Below are 13,656 nucleotides of genomic sequence, written 5' to 3'. Positions count from 1 at the left end.
GTTGCGGCGCCACGGCGGGGATCCGTGGACCGGACGGACCCCAGTAATCGAACATTTCAGTCATGAGCAGATCTACGCAACGTTTCGCCCGTCTCGTCGTGGTGCTCGGCGTCGTGACCGCACCGCTCGCTGCCGCCACACCGCTCGCCGCACCGCTCGCCGCGGCCGCACCGCTCGCCGCGGCCGCACCGGTCGCCGCGACCGGCACCGAGGTGCCCACCCCCGCCGTCGCGGCGGTCCCGGAGGCCGCAGAGGCCCCCGCGGCGACACGCCTCGGCAGCCCGACGTTCTGTCCCGGTATCGCCTGCGACTTCATCTGGCGGATCCGGCCGACTCCACGCCCGGTGATCCCCCCGATCCCGTGGCTGCCGAACCGGAACAAGCCATGAGCACCGCCGGCACGGTTCGACGGGCCGGCTTCGCGGCGCTGCTGTTCGTCGCCGACCTGTGCCTGTTCGCCAATCCCTCGGTCCTGGCCGGCCTGCTCCGGCCCGCGCCGGGCGCACTGTTCTCCGTTCTCGTCGCTGCGTCCGGGTTCGCGGCGCTGTACTGGCGCCACCGCGCGCCGGTCGGCGTCCTGTGGCTCACCTGCTCCCAGGTCGTCGTCCTGTTCTGCCTGGCCACCAACGGCCTCGTCCCGCACTACATGCCGACGCTGAGCGTGCTGGTCGCCACCTACACGCTGGGCGCCGTCCACGCCCGGTCGGCGCGCTACCTCCCGGTGGCGACCGCAGCGCTCTGCGCCACCGCGCTCGACGTCATGGCCTGGAACAACGTCGAGCCGGAGATCGCCGGCCGGACCACGATCGTCGTCGGCTGCGCGCTCGCCGGGTTCGGCGCGTGGACGGCCGGGCGCGCCCGGCGGGCCAGCGCGTACCGCGACACGCTCCTGGAGATCGGGCGGCTGGCGGTCGCGCAACGGATCACCGCGCAGGAGCGGTTGGAGGCCGCCAGGGTGTCGCAGCACGCCCTCGCCGACGCGGTCAGCGCGATGGTGATGCAGGCGGCAGGCGCCGGGCAGGTGCTCCGCCGCGATCCCGGACGCACGGCCACCGCGCTCCGGCGGATCGAGGACATCGGCGGGCGGGCCGTGCAGGACCTCCGCCAGACCCTCGCCGCGATGTCGGCCGGGCCGCTGGAGGTGAAGCCCAGCGGGCTGGAGGTGGAGTCCCGGGCCTCCCGCTCGTCGGAGATGGTGCAGTGGGTGCTCGCCCACGTGGCGCGGCGATGAGCGTCGCCGTCCGTTCCGGGCCGCGGGTCGTGCGGGTGATCCTCGCCGATACCAGCGAGGACTACCTCGACGGCGCGGCGATGCTGCTGACGGACGCGGTGGTCCCCACCCCGGCCGGCGCGGTGGCGCTCAGCCTGGTCGCGATGACTCGGTGGGGTGACGACGCGGTCGATCTGGCCCGTCGGCACGAGCCGGACGTCGTCGTCATCGACGCCCGGCTGCTGGCCGTGCCCGGCCGCGACGTCGTGCACGAGCTCGGCACCGTCCTGGCCCGGCGGCGGGTCCACGTGCTGGTGCTGGTTCCGCCTGGCGCGGACGGCGTGCTCGGCGGGGCGTTCCGGGCCGGCGCGCGAGGGTTCCTGGTGCGCGAGACGGCGGCCGAGTACCTGGCGGACGCGATCTGCACGGTGTCGGCCGGTCACTGCTGGATCGACGGGGCGGTCAGCACGCGGTTGCTACCACCGCTCGCGGAGGTGGCCGACCTGCGGGCGACGGCCTCGGCCGAGGTCCGCCGGATCGAGCAGCGCCTGCGCACGCTCACCCGCTCGCAACTGGAGGTCCTCACCCACTACGCCCAGGGGCGACGGCCCGCCGAGATCGCGTCGCTGCGCAGTTGCTCGGTGGAGAACGTCCGGAGCCACCTGTACGCCGGCAAGCGCCGGCTGGACGCGACGGACCTCGCCCTGGTGGTGACCGCGTTCTTCACGACCGGCGCCGTCCGTCTTCCGCGTCTCGGCCTGGCCGAGGTGCCGCAGTAGCCCTGACCGTGCACTCTGATCCGTGGAGCGTTCTCGTGGCCCACTCGGCGAATCCCACCCGGCCGGTGTTCATCAGCTACCGACGCCGGGACACCGCGAACGTCGCCGGTCGCCTGGCCGATCGCATCGCCCTGGAACACGGCGAGGACCGCGTCTTCCTCGACGTCGACTCCACGCGCGTCGGCGCCGACGTCGCCGCTGAGGTCCGGCGCCGGATCAGGGCCAGTGGCGTCCTGGTGATGCTGATCGGCTGCGAATGGCACGGCCCGGGCGTCACCGGCGCGCGCCTGGACGACCCGGAGGACGTGGTCCGGATCGAGATCGAGGAGGCGCTGCGATGCGGTGTGCCGGTCGTGCCGGTGCTCGTCGACGGCGCGGCGATGCCGCCGGCGTCCGCGCTGCCTCGGTCGATCCGGGCCATCACCCGGCTGAGCGCGGCCCGTCTGCGCTACGACATGTTCCGACACGACGTCGTCCTGCTCGGGGAGACGGTCCGACGGATCCTGGACGCCCCTGCGGGTGCCGGTCGGGCCCGTGCGACGAGCCGAGTCAGGCGGGTCTGGTCGCGGCGTCGACGGCGAGGCGCGCGGACCGCTCCGTTCCCCAGGCACCCAGCGGACGCAGGGCCTCGTTGAGCGAGGTGCCGTCTTCGGTGAGCGAGTACTCGACCCGGGGCGGCACCTCGCGGTACACCTCACGGTGGAGCAGCCCGTCCTCCTCCATCTCGCGCAAGTGCTGGATCAGCATCTTCTCGCTGACGCCGGGCAGCCCGCGCCGCAGCTCGCCGAAGCGCCGGGTGCCGTAGTTGGCCAGTTCCCAGAGGATCAGTGACTTCCACTTCCCCGACACCACGTCCATCGCGGCGTCGATCCCACAGATGTACGGCCCTCGCCGCGCACTCGTGCCCATCTGACCTCGATCCTTACGTTCAGGTAAGTATTGAACAAAATAGTAGGTACTTGCCGCTTCGACGGCATCGGCTGAGGATTTCGATCGTCCCCCTTTGACCACGACGAAGCACGACGAAGGACGATCGATGACTACCAGCACCTCGTTCCTCGGGCTGGGAGCGATGGGCAGTGCACTCGCGGCGACGACGCTCGACGCCGGCCGGCGCGTCACCGTCTGGAACCGGAATTCCGACCGCACCCGCGACCTGGGCGCCCGCGGCGCCATCGTGGCGGACACCGCCGCCAAGGCGATCGCGGACAGCGAGGTGATCGTCGTGTGCCTGTTCGACCACCGCTCGGTGCACACCGTGCTCGACCCCGTCGCGACCGACCTCTCCGGACGGACGGTGATCAACCTGACCACGACGACGCCGGAGGAAGCCCGCGAACTCGCCGCCTGGGCGGACGCCCACGGCGTCACCTACCTCGACGGCGCGATCATGGCCGTTCCGGAGATGATCGGGGGCCCGGCGTCGGCGATCTTCTACAGCGGCACGGAAGACGCCTACGCCGCGCACCGCGACCTGCTGGACCGGTGGGGCACGAGCACCTGGTTCGGCGCGGACGCGGGCCTCGCGTCGCTCTACGACCTGGCGATGCTCACCGGCATGTACACGATGTTCGCCGGCTTCCTGCACGGCGCCGCGATGGTGGGCACCGCCGGGATCTCGGCGACCGAGTTCGCGGCGCGGCAGGCGCCGTTCCTCGCTGCGATGTCCGAGCAACTGGCCGGCCTGGCCGCGGTCGTCGACGCCGAGGACTACGCCGGCGAGGGCCAGCAGAGCCTGCAGTTCACCGACACCGCACTCTCCGCCCTGCGCCGGGCCAGCACCGACCAGGGGGTGGCCGACGACGTGCTCGCGCCGGTACACGACCTGGTCCGGCGGCAGATCGCCGCCGGGTTCGGCACGCACGGCACGGCCCGGATGTTCGAAGGACTGAGGAGCGCCCGATGACTTCCACCCCTGTCACGGTGATCGGTCTCGGCCCGATGGGCCGCGCGATGGTGGCCGCACTGCTCCGGGCGGGCCACCCCGTCACGGTGTGGAACCGGACGCCGGCCCGCGCGGACGAGCTGGTCGCGGCCGGGGCCACCCGGGCGGCCACCCCGGCGGACGCCGTCGCCGCGAGCGAGCTGGTCGTCCTGAGCCTCACCGACTACCCGGCGATGTACGACATCCTCGGCGCGGTACCCGCCGACGTCCTGGCCGGAAAAGTGCTGGTCAACCTCAGCTCGGATACGCCGGACGCCTCCCGGGACGCGGCGTCCTGGGCCGCCGACCGGGGCGCGCGGTTCCTCACCGGCGGCGTCATGGTGCCGCCGCCCGCCGTCGGCACGCCCGACGCGTACGTCTTCTACAGCGGTCCGGCGGACGTGCTCGACGCGCACGCACCGGCGCTTCGGGTGATCGGCGAGCCGAAGTACCTCGGGGAGGACCTCGGCCTGGCCCAGCTGTTCTACCAGGCCCACCTCGACGTGTTCCTCACCGCGCTCTCGGCCCTGCTGCACGCGACAGCGCTGGTCACCGCCGCCGGCGTCCGCGCGGAGGACTTCCTGCCGGACGCGCTGGTAACGCTGACCGACATCCCCGCGATGCTCGGCGACGAAGCGAAGGAGCTGGCCCGTCGCCTGGAGGCCGGTGAGCATCCCGGCACGCTGAGCAATGCCCGGATGATGGGCGCCACCGCGGACCACATCGTCCGCACCGCGACGGCGTCCGGCGTCGACACCGGCCTGCCCGACGCGGTCAAGTCCCAGTACGACCGCGCGATCGCGGCCGGGCGTGGCGACCAGGACTGGACGGCGCTCTACGAGGTGATCCGGGCTTCCTCCTAACCTTGGGCAACTTCTCGGCCCGCCGGGCAACCCCCGGCGGGCCGCCGTTCGTCCATCGGGTCGAGGGAGGTGCCGATGCATCGACGGACGCTCGACGCGGAGTTCGCCGGCTTCGTCCGGGACCACCGGTCCGACCTGGTGCGGACCGCGCGGCTACTGGCCTGCGGTGACGTACACCGGGCCGAGGACTTGGTGCAGACCGCGCTGGTGCGGGCCTACGTGGCGTGGGGTCGGATCCGGGGCAGCGATCACCCGGTCGCCTACGTCCGGCGCAGCATCGTCAATGCCCACATCGACGAAAGCCGCCGACCGTGGTGGCGCCGCGAACGGTCGGTAGCCGAGCCACCGGAGTCCGAGCGGCTCCCCCGCGGGACGGAGGTTCCCGACGACCTCGGGGAGGCGGTGCGGGCGGCGCTCGCGTCGCTGCCTCCGAAGATGCGGGCGGTCGTCGTCCTCCGGCACTGGCTCGACCTGACCGTCGAGCAGACCGCCGAGTGGCTCGGCTGCACCGAGGGGACCGTGAAGAGCCAGAACGCCAAGGCCGTCGCGAAGCTGCGGCACCTGCTGGCGCCGGACGGTGCCCCACCTCCAGTTCCTGTCCATCCCGGGCGGAGTTGCCGATGAACGACATCAAGAGCCTGCTCGCCGCAGCCCTGAACGAGGAGCACACCCCGATGACGACCGATCTCCGCCCACCCACGGCCGACCCGGCCGACGACCTCGCCCGGGGCCGGCGCCACCTGCTCCGGCGGCGGACCGCGATCGCCGGCGGGGTCGCGGCGGCCGCCCTTCTCGTGGGCGGGGGCGCCGCATTCATGAGCCTCGGCTCAGCAGATAGCGGGACCACGCGGCTGCAAACCGTCGAGCGGGTGACCACGTCGGCGCCCACGCCGGTCGAGCAGGAGGTCGTTCTGGTCGCCTACACCGGGAAGCAGCCCAAGGGCTACCGCGTCCAGCAGGTGCCCGACGGCTGGGTGATCCAGGGCGGACGCGAGTCCTCGCTGACGATCGCGCCCGCCGACGCCAAGGACACGAACCCCGACTCGTTCGTGGACAAGCTGACCGTGCTCTCGGCGTCGTCCGACACCCCGCCGGAGACGCTGACGGAGGGCGAGCCGGTGCCGATGGGCGACCGGACCGGCTACTACCGCGCTCCGGGTGACGGCTACCAGATCTTCACCTACCAGGACCCGGGCGGCCGCTGGGTGCAGATCCAGGTGCCCGCACAGCTGCACTGGGACGCCACCGAGATCGCCGCCTTCGCCACCGGGGTCACCGTGGTCAACGGCGCCGGCGACTCGCACGGCTGATCGTCCGCCCCGGACCGGGTGCCCTCGCCGAGGGCACCCGGTTCAGCGCGTCGGCACCCGGTTCAGCGCGTCAGCGCGCGGAGATGCGCCACCGGCCAGCGGCGGTCGAAGAGCGTCGGGTCGCCCGTGTCCTCGGCACGGAGCCGCTCGATCAGCCGCACGTATCCGTCCAGGTCGAGGCCGCGCACCAGCGCGAGCAGCTCGGCCGCCTCGCCGGTCACCGGGTCGACCGGCGCGACGAACCGGTCGTAGAGGTCCACGACCTGCCGGACCATCGCCAGGTGGCGCGCGCCCGGGTCGACCGACGGGAAGTTCGTCGCCGCGAAGTCTTCGGTGAACACGATCGGCTCGACCGCCAGCGCGTCGGCGCCGTAGCGCTGAGCGAGGTGGATCAGCAGCTCGACGTCGAACGTCTCGTTGAACGACGTCATCTCCGACAGCACCGGACGCAACGCGGCGGCGTCGAAGGCCTTGAAGCCCGCCTGGGTATCGAGCACGTGCGCCAACGACGGGACCAGCAACGCCCGCACGTAGTGCCGGAACAGCACGATGAGCTTGTCGGCCTTGCCGCCGGTGCTCTCCGGCTCGCGTGTCGGCCCGTCCGGCTTGACCAGCACCGCACCGTCCACCCCGTACCGCTGGCCGAGCGCGCCGACCGTCGTCCCGGTGCGCTCGTCGCCGACGATCGGCGCGACCAGCGAACCCAGCTGCGCGAGGTTCGCGGAGAGGTCCGCGTCGGTGTACGCGACGACGTGGCGGCCGGTCCCCGGGCCGGTTCGCACCGCCTCGGCCAACGCGGCGAGAACGGACCCGCCCTTGCGGGACTGGTCGGTCGAGGTCAGCCGGTCGAACTCCGGGCTGATCGAAGGGCCGGAGGCGAGCACGTCGGCCAGCCGGACCACCCGGACGCTGCGGTGTCCGGTGGCCGGGTAACCCTCGGCGGCGACGATGCGCTCCATTACCTCGGCGCTGGACGGACGGTCCGGGCACCCGTCGTCGCAGGCGATGATGCTCCAGGTGACGCCGGGCAGGCCGGCGGTCAGCCAATCGAGCTGCCGTACCTTCGCCCGGACGAAGTCCTCGCCGTGCGGATGGTCGGACCGGGGCACCATCCGCCCGGTCTCGCCGTACATCGCCCAGACCACGGTCAGATGCACCGGGGTTTCCAGCTCGCTCAGCCGTTTGCGTGACCGGGCCACCGCGGCGGCCTCCGCGGCGATCGCGGGGCCGTAGTCCCCGGCGCCGCCCTCGGCGACCGTGAGCACGGCCTCGTTCTGGTCCGAATCGGTCAGATCGCGCACTGGCGCGGACGTCTGCTCCACAGCCCACGGATCGTACGGAGTCCCGCGCGGGGCCGGGGCCCCGGCCCCGCGCGGGAGCCGATCAGGCCGACGCCTGCGCGGCGGCGGCGTGGCGGGCGGCGATGTACCCGAACGTCATCGTGTTCGAGATGCTCGCTCCCGCACCCGGGTACGTGCGGCCCATCACCGTCGCGGCCATGTTGCCGGTCACGTAGAGGCCGGGGATCGGCGTGTCCGCCTCGTCCAGCGCCCGGGCGTGCTCGTCGGTGATGACGCCGCCGATCGTGCCGACGTCGCCGGGGTAGATCTGGGTGGCGTAGAACGGTGCGGTGTCCACCGGGCCGAGCGCCGGGTTGGGCTTGTTGCCCGGGTCGCCGAGCACCTTGTTGTACTCCGACTCACCGCGCCCGAAGTCCGGGTCCTCGCCCTGCGCGGCGTGGACGTTGAACCGCCCGATCGTGGCCACCAGCGCCTCGGGGTCGACCTCCATCTGCTTCGCCAGCTCCTGCAGCGTGTTCGCGCGCTTGAGCCAGCCGCTGCTGACCAGCTCCTCCGGCATCCGCCCGGGTAATACCGTGCCGAGCTTGCGCAGTGTCGGCAGGCCGCGCGCCCACGGGTACCGCTTCCGGAACGTGTCGTCGAAGATCAGCCACGCCGGTACCGCGTCGTTCGCGTACATCGCCTTGCCGACCTCCAGATAGGAGTTCGACTCGTTGACGAACCGCTTGCCGTGCGCGTTCACGAAGAGCGCGTGCGGGTACTGCCGGCCGAGCGCGACGGCCGAGCCGGCCAGCTCCATGCGGGGGTTGGGCAGCCACACGGCGTCGTCCATGTAGTCGGTCTTCGCGCCGACCGCGATGGCGGCCGCGAGCACCTCACCGGTGTTGCCCGGGTTGGCCATCGTCCACTGGCCGTCGTTCGGCTGGGTGTCGGCGCTGTACTTCTTGCGCATCTCGGCGTTGCGCTCGAAGCCACCGGCGGCCAGCAGCACGCCGCGGGTGCCCCGGACCAGCACTGGCTCACCGTCCCGGACAGCCCGGACGCCGACCACCCGGCCGTCCTCGACGACCAGGTCCTCGACACCGGTGTTCAGCCACAGCGGGATGCCGGCCCCGACGAGGATCTTGGTGAGCTGGCCGACGAGCGACATGCCGTTGGTGAAGAGGTCCTTGCGGCGCATCTTCCCGAGGTAGGTACGCGTACCGACCCGCACCGTGGTGCGCAGCGACCGGGCGGAACGGCTCCAGGTGGGCAGGCTGCGGACCTCGTTGGTCTTGACCGCCATGCCCATCCCCTTGCCCATGCCGGGGATGATCTTCGTCTGCCACTCGCCGAGCTGCCGCCCGTCCCACGGGATGCCCTCGACCGACCGGCCGCGCGCCTTTCCGCCCTTGCGGTTGTCGTAGTAGTCGGCGTATCCCTCGCAACGGACCAGCCGGACGCCCTTCCGCTGCAGCAGCGAGATCATCTCCGGGCCCTCGGTGAGGAACGCTTCCCGGCGCTCCAGCGAGGAGCCCTGGTCGGGCGGGCCGACGACCGACTCGAAGTACGCCATCCCGTCCTCGAACGAGTCCGGTACCCGCTCGGCCCGCATCAGCGGGTTGTTCGGCACCCAGATGATGCCGCCGGACATGCCCGTCGAGCCGCCCAGGTAGGGCTGCTTCTCGATGACCACCGGCTTCAAACCGGCTTCGTGGGCGGCGAGTGCCGCGACCAGTCCACCCCCGCCACTGCCGACGATCACGAAGTCGAACGACTCATCCCGCGTTGCCATGCCTCATCCCCATCGATGGTCGGAACATGCGGTGGTCCAAGACGTTCGAAGTTTAGAGAAAGGTCTATGTGTTAGTCACTGGTTCTTCCGGTGGGAAATCGGATTTCCGGACCTGAGGTTTGGTCTCGCCGCCGGAGAGAGGTGTTCGCCGCCGCGGACTGCGGGCTTCAGCGGGAACGCGAGCCGCCGTCGATCGGCTCCCAGAAGACGACCTGTGCGTTCTCGGCGTCGAGGCTCGGCGAGATCGACATCCCGCCGGACCGCGTCGACAGCTCACCGAACACCGCTGCCGGGTCCCCCTCCACCTCGTAGAGCGCGACGTAGCGGTGCGTGAGGTCGGCCGTGCCGTCGGCCGCCCAGTACCGGGTCGCGGCGACGATGCCGGGGATCTCCAGCAGTTCGGCGAGGTGAACCTGGTTGTACCAGGTGTTGTACTCCTCCTCCTGCTCCGGCGAACGAGGGTTCGTGAACACCGCCATGATGGTTCGGGCCATCGGCCTTCCTTCCCTCACCACGCCGTGGGAGCGTCGACCTCGGTCAAAGATCGTTTGAAGTTTAGGCATCGATCGACGGGCCGGTCCTCGGTTCTTCCCGACGTCTTCCGGAAGCCGGCCTCGGCGCGACGCCACGCGTGGCCCACCGCTACACGGCACCGACCCGGGTCGCTCCTAAGGTGAACGCCATGCCTGCCACCCTGAGCTCGACGAAGACTCGAGCCGCACTCCGCACGTCGGCACGCGTCTCGCTGCAGATGCTCCTGGTCCTGCTCCTGACCGCGGTGACGCTGTGGCTGCTGGGCCGCATGTGGTCGATCCTCTGGCCGGTCGTGGTCGCCCTCCTGCTCACCACGCTGACCTGGCCGCCGACCCGGTTCCTCCGACGCCACGGTGTGCGGCCGGCGCTGGCGGCGTCCACCGTGACCATCGGTTTCCTGGTGGTGGCCGCCGGCACGCTGGTCGGAATCGCGGTACCGGTCGCGGACCAAGCGCCGGAGCTCGCGGCCGGCGTCGCGGACGGCATTCAGCGCCTCCGCGAGTGGGCCGCCGGACCGCCCCTGAACATCGGCGACGACCAGGTGACCAGCGCCCTGGACAGCGGAACCGCCCGCCTCCAGGACAGCGTCGGCAGTATCGCCACCGCGACGCTGACCGGGGTGAGCACCGTGGTGAACGGGCTGATCACCGCGATCCTGGCGCTCTTCCTGATGTTCTTCTTCCTGAAGGACGGCCCGCGCTTCCTGCCCTGGCTGACCCGTCAGCTGCCGGGGCGCCTCGCGACCGACGTTCCGACGATCGCGGACCGCAGCTGGAATACCCTCGGGTCGTTCGTCCGGTCCCAGGCCTTCGTCGGCCTGCTGGATGCCGTCTGCATCGGCGTCGGCCTGTGGATCGTGGGCGTGCCGCTGGTCCTGCCGCTGGCGGTGCTGACGTTCGTGTCCGCGTTCGTCCCGATCGTCGGTGCGGTGTTCGCGGGCTTCGTCGCCGTGCTGATCGCCCTGGTCTCCAACGGTCTCACCGACGCGCTGATCGTCCTCGCGATCATCCTGGTCGTGCAGCAGCTGGAGGGGAACGTGTTCCAGCCGATGGTGCAGAGCCGCGGCCTGGGCCTGCACGCGGCCGTGGTGCTGCTGGCGGTGACGCTCGGCGGAAGCCTGGCCGGGGTCGTCGGCAGCCTCCTCGCCGTTCCGGTCGCCGCGCTGATCGCGGTGGTGTGGAACTACCTCCGCGAACAACTCACCGAACCCGAAGCGGACCTGGGCGCGGCGGTCCCGAGCGAGTCCGATCCGGACGACGCACCGGACGACGCGCCGACCGGGGCACCGGTCGGGGCGCCCGCCGAGGGGGTGGCGCCCGCCTGAACGTTAGTCGAACCTCGCACTGGGTAGCCCTGCGGTAACGGAACGCGACCGGGGTGTTCCGTTCCACCATCGACCGGGACGCCCGCGTTCATCGGGGCGCCCCCTGCGAGAGGAGCAGGTATGACGTACTCACCGCCGCCCGAGACCGCCCCGGAGGTCTTAGTCGCGGAGACCGCGGAGACGCGCCGCGACCTCGGGGACAACGTGGACGCGCTCGCGACCAAGGCCGACCGGCCGCGCAAGGCCCTCGCCGGAGCGGCCGGAGCCGCCGGGGTGGGGGCGCTCACGCTCGTCACCGTCGTGCTTCGCCGGGGACGCCGTCGTCCCACACCCCCGTCGCCCTGGTACCGCCGCAACGTTGGGAGCGCGCGCACCGCCAGGACCGCACGCACCGCCCGAACCGCACGCACTCCACGGACCGGCCGCCGGGCCTGACCCGCGAGAGCGTCCCGGTGCCGGCGTGGGCCGGCACCGGGAACGCCTCATCCGGCCGGGCTGTCCACCGGCCGCCGCGGGACGCTACGCGCCCCGGCCGGACGTCCGGAGCCCTCGGTCGCCTGCGCCCGCCGGGCATTCGCCCGGCGCACGGCCGCGGTCAACAGCTCCCCCGGGCGTGGCGCCGCGCTCATCACCCGGGTGAGCACGCTTCGCCGCAGCACCCGCCCCGAGTAGGTCCCCCGGACCTGGCCCGGTTCGCCGAGCGGCCGGTCCACGTTGTCCAGCTGGTTGTCCGGACGGTCGCTCTGCTGCGAGCCGGCCCCGAGGCGGCGGATCGACATCAACGCGTCGGTGAGCGCCGGCGAGAGCCGCTGTCCCAGGTAGAACCCGACCGCGGCGCCCCCGACCGCGACCTCTCGCCGCGGACGCTCCGCCGCGGCGACGATCGCGTCGGCGACCAGCTCCGGCGCGTAGACCGGCGGCGGCGGCTTCGGCATCGCGTCGATCTTGCTCCGGCCGTGCTCGAACAGCGGCGTGTCGATCGACGCCGGCAGGATCGTCGTCACCGCGATCGGGTCGCCGGACTGTGCCAGCTCGATCCGCAGCGTGTCGTAGAACGACCGGAGGGCGAACTTGCTCGCCGTGTACGGGGCGTGCAGGGGCACCGACCGGATCCCCTCCACCGAGGCGACGCCGATGAGGACACCCCCGCCGGCCCGGCGGAGCGCGGGTAGCGCCGCGTGGACGCCGTGCACCTGCCCGAGGAAGTTGACCCGGATCACCCGGTCGAATTCCTCGTCGGTGATGTCCTCGATCCGCCCCCAGATGCTGACCGCGGCGTTGTTCACCCAGGTGTCGATCCGGCCGAACTCCTGCTCGGCGGCGTCCGCGAGGGCCCGGACGGCCGCGGGATCGGCGACGTCGGTGGGTACCGCCGTCGCCGTGCCGCCGTCCTTGCGGATCTGGTCGACGAGCGTGTGCAGGGCGACCGCGTTGCGCGCGGCGCACACCACCCGGGCTCCCCGGGCGGCGAACGCGAGCGCGGTCGCCCTGCCGATTCCGGTGGACGCCCCGACGACGACCGCTACCTGCTCCGCTACCGGCTTGGGCATGAGCTGCTCCACGCGTCTCGACGACAGTTTCGCGGAGCGGCTACCCGGACGGGCGGGGCCTACGCCTCGGCGGTGTAGGCCGCGTAGGTTCGCTCGGCCGCGGCCCGGGCCTGCTCCGGGTCGTCCCCGGCGGCGATCGCCTGCTCGGCCCAGGCATCGCTGGACAGCCGCATGAACAGCTTGCCGTCCGGAGAGGCCACCCAGGCGGCGGCCGCCGCCGAGTCCGCCGGCGTCGAGGTCGGGTCGGCCAGATAGTTGGCCAGGCCCCAGAAGCCGGAGTCCCAGCCGAGGCCGGTCGCGCCAGGGCCGTACTGCTCCCAGAGCGCGTCGTCGACGTGCGCGACGTGTTCGAGCTGGACGCGCGTCCGCCCCTCGCCCTCCGGGGTCAGCCGCACCTCGATCCAGCTGACCATGCCACCGAACTCCCACGTGGCGTCGTAGCCGTGCGGCTTGTCGCACCGGGTGATCGTGCCGCCGGCGTTGCCTTCGAGCTGGTAGTGGCCGCCCTCCTTCAGCTCGCCGGAGATCGGCAGGAACCAGCGCGGGATCCGCTCGGCGGTCGCGACGGCGTCCCAGAGGTCATCGATGTCGGTGTCGTAGACCTGGCTGATCGTGGAGACCCGTGCCGTCCCGGCCTCCAGCTCACGGCTGCCGAGCGTGCGGCGCACCGCGCTGATGTGGCTCTTCACGTCGATCATTCGGTTGCTCCCCGGGGGTCGTCGTCGGGCGGTGCGGCTACTCGCCGCTGCCGTTTGCCGCGGGCCACCTCGGTGGCCAGCGCGTTGAGGTGTGGCGTCCAGAACCGCCGGAACTGCCCCAGCCAGTCGTCCGCTTCGCGCAAGGCGGTCGCCTCCACTGCGTAGAGCCGCCGCGCGCCCTCCGGCCGCACGGAGGCGAACCCGTTGTCCCGCAGGACGCGCAGATGCTGCGAAACGGCCGGCTGGGTGATTCCGAACTCGGCTCGGATGACGTCGCTGATCGCGCCGGAGGGCTGCTCGCCGTCGGCGAGCAGCTCCAGGATCCGGCGGCGCACCGGGTCGCCGAGCACATCGAACGCATGCACGAGGCAGACGATATCATGCGGTGC

Annotated in this window: 17 protein-coding genes; 10 read left to right on the top strand and 7 right to left on the bottom strand. The window is 72.1% G+C overall.

Going from position 1 to position 13,656, the window contains the following annotated elements:
* The first annotated feature begins 62 nt into the window (after window positions 1–62).
* From ABEB28_RS27445 to ABEB28_RS27430, 4 genes are read left to right on the top strand one after another with little or no spacing between them, the layout of a single operon-like run.
* Window positions 63–389, top strand: coding sequence for a hypothetical protein (locus ABEB28_RS27445; protein ID WP_345731111.1), 327 nt, complete (start codon window positions 63–65; stop codon window positions 387–389).
* Window positions 386–1,231, top strand: a complete 846-nt coding sequence (locus tag ABEB28_RS27440) for a DUF7134 domain-containing protein (RefSeq protein ID WP_345731110.1) — start codon at window positions 386–388, stop codon at window positions 1,229–1,231. Before ABEB28_RS27445 ends, ABEB28_RS27440 begins: the two co-directional genes overlap by 4 nt.
* A complete protein-coding gene (locus tag ABEB28_RS27435) occupies window positions 1,228–1,989 on the top strand; it encodes a sigma factor-like helix-turn-helix DNA-binding protein (RefSeq protein ID WP_345731109.1) in 762 nt (253 codons plus the stop codon). The genes ABEB28_RS27440 and ABEB28_RS27435 overlap by 4 nt, the downstream gene beginning before the upstream one ends.
* A 35-nt stretch (window positions 1,990–2,024) precedes the next feature.
* Window positions 2,025–2,624, top strand: a complete 600-nt coding sequence (locus ABEB28_RS27430) for a toll/interleukin-1 receptor domain-containing protein (protein WP_345731108.1) — start codon at window positions 2,025–2,027, stop codon at window positions 2,622–2,624.
* Here ABEB28_RS27430 and ABEB28_RS27425 read toward each other — a convergent pair.
* Window positions 2,539–2,898, bottom strand: coding sequence for a winged helix-turn-helix transcriptional regulator (locus ABEB28_RS27425; protein ID WP_345731107.1), 360 nt, complete (start codon window positions 2,896–2,898; stop codon window positions 2,539–2,541). The genes ABEB28_RS27430 and ABEB28_RS27425 overlap by 86 nt on opposite strands.
* Before the next feature lie 127 nt (window positions 2,899–3,025).
* On the opposite strand from ABEB28_RS27425, the gene ABEB28_RS27420 reads away from it, so the two are divergent.
* The 4 genes from ABEB28_RS27420 (at window position 3,026) to ABEB28_RS27405 (ending at window position 6,086) form a co-directional block, all read left to right on the top strand.
* On the top strand, window positions 3,026–3,895 hold the full coding sequence (locus ABEB28_RS27420; protein ID WP_345731106.1) for an NAD(P)-dependent oxidoreductase: 870 nt from the start codon (window positions 3,026–3,028) through the stop codon (window positions 3,893–3,895).
* The gene (locus tag ABEB28_RS27415; RefSeq protein ID WP_345731105.1) at window positions 3,892–4,776 is read left to right on the top strand and encodes an NAD(P)-dependent oxidoreductase; all 885 of its coding nucleotides are present in this window, start codon (window positions 3,892–3,894) and stop codon (window positions 4,774–4,776) included. Before ABEB28_RS27420 ends, ABEB28_RS27415 begins: the two co-directional genes overlap by 4 nt.
* Before the next feature lie 75 nt (window positions 4,777–4,851).
* Window positions 4,852–5,400 (top strand): SigE family RNA polymerase sigma factor, encoded by a 549-nt coding sequence (locus tag ABEB28_RS27410; protein ID WP_345731104.1) that lies wholly within the window; start codon window positions 4,852–4,854, stop codon window positions 5,398–5,400.
* Window positions 5,397–6,086 carry a hypothetical protein gene (locus ABEB28_RS27405; RefSeq protein ID WP_345731103.1) on the top strand — a complete coding sequence of 230 codons (690 nt, stop codon included), beginning with the start codon at window positions 5,397–5,399 and terminating at the stop codon, window positions 6,084–6,086. The genes ABEB28_RS27410 and ABEB28_RS27405 overlap by 4 nt, the downstream gene beginning before the upstream one ends.
* Window positions 6,087–6,148: 62 nt before the next feature.
* Here ABEB28_RS27405 and ABEB28_RS27400 read toward each other — a convergent pair whose 3' ends face one another.
* The 3 genes from ABEB28_RS27400 to ABEB28_RS27390 form a co-directional block, all read right to left on the bottom strand.
* Window positions 6,149–7,408, bottom strand: coding sequence for a glycosyltransferase family protein (locus ABEB28_RS27400; protein WP_345731102.1), 1,260 nt, complete (start codon window positions 7,406–7,408; stop codon window positions 6,149–6,151).
* 61 nt (window positions 7,409–7,469) lie between these two features.
* On the bottom strand, window positions 7,470–9,161 hold the full coding sequence (locus ABEB28_RS27395; protein ID WP_345731101.1) for an FAD-dependent oxidoreductase: 1,692 nt from the start codon (window positions 9,159–9,161) through the stop codon (window positions 7,470–7,472).
* A 167-nt stretch (window positions 9,162–9,328) separates the two neighbouring features.
* Window positions 9,329–9,655, bottom strand: a complete 327-nt coding sequence (locus ABEB28_RS27390) for a hypothetical protein (RefSeq protein WP_345731100.1) — start codon at window positions 9,653–9,655, stop codon at window positions 9,329–9,331.
* A gap of 188 nt (window positions 9,656–9,843) precedes the next feature.
* On the opposite strand from ABEB28_RS27390, the gene ABEB28_RS27385 reads away from it, so the two are divergent.
* Window positions 9,844–11,019: an AI-2E family transporter gene (locus tag ABEB28_RS27385; RefSeq protein ID WP_345731099.1), complete on the top strand. Its 1,176-nt coding sequence runs from the start codon at window positions 9,844–9,846 to the stop codon at window positions 11,017–11,019.
* A 120-nt stretch (window positions 11,020–11,139) separates the two neighbouring features.
* Window positions 11,140–11,454 (top strand): hypothetical protein, encoded by a 315-nt coding sequence (locus ABEB28_RS27380; protein ID WP_345731098.1) that lies wholly within the window; start codon window positions 11,140–11,142, stop codon window positions 11,452–11,454.
* Window positions 11,455–11,501: 47 nt separating this feature from the next.
* On the opposite strand, the gene ABEB28_RS27375 is transcribed toward ABEB28_RS27380, so the two are convergent.
* Genes ABEB28_RS27375 through ABEB28_RS27365 form a run of 3 tightly spaced genes read right to left on the bottom strand, consistent with a single transcriptional unit; the run spans window position 11,502 to window position 13,632 of the window.
* Window positions 11,502–12,569 (bottom strand): SDR family oxidoreductase, encoded by a 1,068-nt coding sequence (locus ABEB28_RS27375; RefSeq protein ID WP_345731097.1) that lies wholly within the window; start codon window positions 12,567–12,569, stop codon window positions 11,502–11,504.
* Window positions 12,570–12,628: 59 nt separating this feature from the next.
* The gene (locus ABEB28_RS27370) at window positions 12,629–13,267 is read right to left on the bottom strand and encodes an SRPBCC family protein (protein ID WP_345731096.1); all 639 of its coding nucleotides are present in this window, start codon (window positions 13,265–13,267) and stop codon (window positions 12,629–12,631) included.
* On the bottom strand, window positions 13,264–13,632 hold the full coding sequence (locus ABEB28_RS27365) for an ArsR/SmtB family transcription factor (protein WP_345731095.1): 369 nt from the start codon (window positions 13,630–13,632) through the stop codon (window positions 13,264–13,266). Before ABEB28_RS27365 ends, ABEB28_RS27370 begins: the two co-directional genes overlap by 4 nt.
* Window positions 13,633–13,656: the final 24 nt, after the last annotated feature.

Origin of the sequence: Cryptosporangium minutisporangium, from assembly GCF_039536245.1 — a bacterium.
Lineage (GTDB): Bacteria > Actinomycetota > Actinomycetes > Mycobacteriales > Cryptosporangiaceae > Cryptosporangium > Cryptosporangium minutisporangium.
This window is presented reverse-complemented; position numbering and strand designations above follow the sequence as displayed.

Excerpts from the sequence above, each read along its gene's own strand:
- ABEB28_RS27425 (WP_345731107.1), bottom strand. The coding sequence starts at position 2,898 with ATGGGCACGAGTGCGCGGCGAGGGCCGTACATCTGTGGGATCGACGCC.
- ABEB28_RS27375 (WP_345731097.1), bottom strand. The coding sequence starts at position 12,569 with ATGCCCAAGCCGGTAGCGGAGCAGGTAGCGGTCGTCGTCGGGGCGTCC.
- ABEB28_RS27445 (WP_345731111.1), top strand. The coding sequence starts at position 63 with ATGAGCAGATCTACGCAACGTTTCGCCCGTCTCGTCGTGGTGCTCGGC.
- ABEB28_RS27415 (WP_345731105.1), top strand. The coding sequence starts at position 3,892 with ATGACTTCCACCCCTGTCACGGTGATCGGTCTCGGCCCGATGGGCCGC.
- ABEB28_RS27395 (WP_345731101.1), bottom strand. The coding sequence starts at position 9,161 with ATGGCAACGCGGGATGAGTCGTTCGACTTCGTGATCGTCGGCAGTGGC.
- ABEB28_RS27405 (WP_345731103.1), top strand. The coding sequence starts at position 5,397 with ATGAACGACATCAAGAGCCTGCTCGCCGCAGCCCTGAACGAGGAGCAC.
- ABEB28_RS27385 (WP_345731099.1), top strand. The coding sequence starts at position 9,844 with ATGCCTGCCACCCTGAGCTCGACGAAGACTCGAGCCGCACTCCGCACG.
- ABEB28_RS27380 (WP_345731098.1), top strand. The coding sequence starts at position 11,140 with ATGACGTACTCACCGCCGCCCGAGACCGCCCCGGAGGTCTTAGTCGCG.
- ABEB28_RS27420 (WP_345731106.1), top strand. The coding sequence starts at position 3,026 with ATGACTACCAGCACCTCGTTCCTCGGGCTGGGAGCGATGGGCAGTGCA.
- ABEB28_RS27440 (WP_345731110.1), top strand. The coding sequence starts at position 386 with ATGAGCACCGCCGGCACGGTTCGACGGGCCGGCTTCGCGGCGCTGCTG.
- ABEB28_RS27435 (WP_345731109.1), top strand. The coding sequence starts at position 1,228 with ATGAGCGTCGCCGTCCGTTCCGGGCCGCGGGTCGTGCGGGTGATCCTC.
- ABEB28_RS27390 (WP_345731100.1), bottom strand. The coding sequence starts at position 9,655 with ATGGCCCGAACCATCATGGCGGTGTTCACGAACCCTCGTTCGCCGGAG.
- ABEB28_RS27370 (WP_345731096.1), bottom strand. The coding sequence starts at position 13,267 with ATGATCGACGTGAAGAGCCACATCAGCGCGGTGCGCCGCACGCTCGGC.
- ABEB28_RS27410 (WP_345731104.1), top strand. The coding sequence starts at position 4,852 with ATGCATCGACGGACGCTCGACGCGGAGTTCGCCGGCTTCGTCCGGGAC.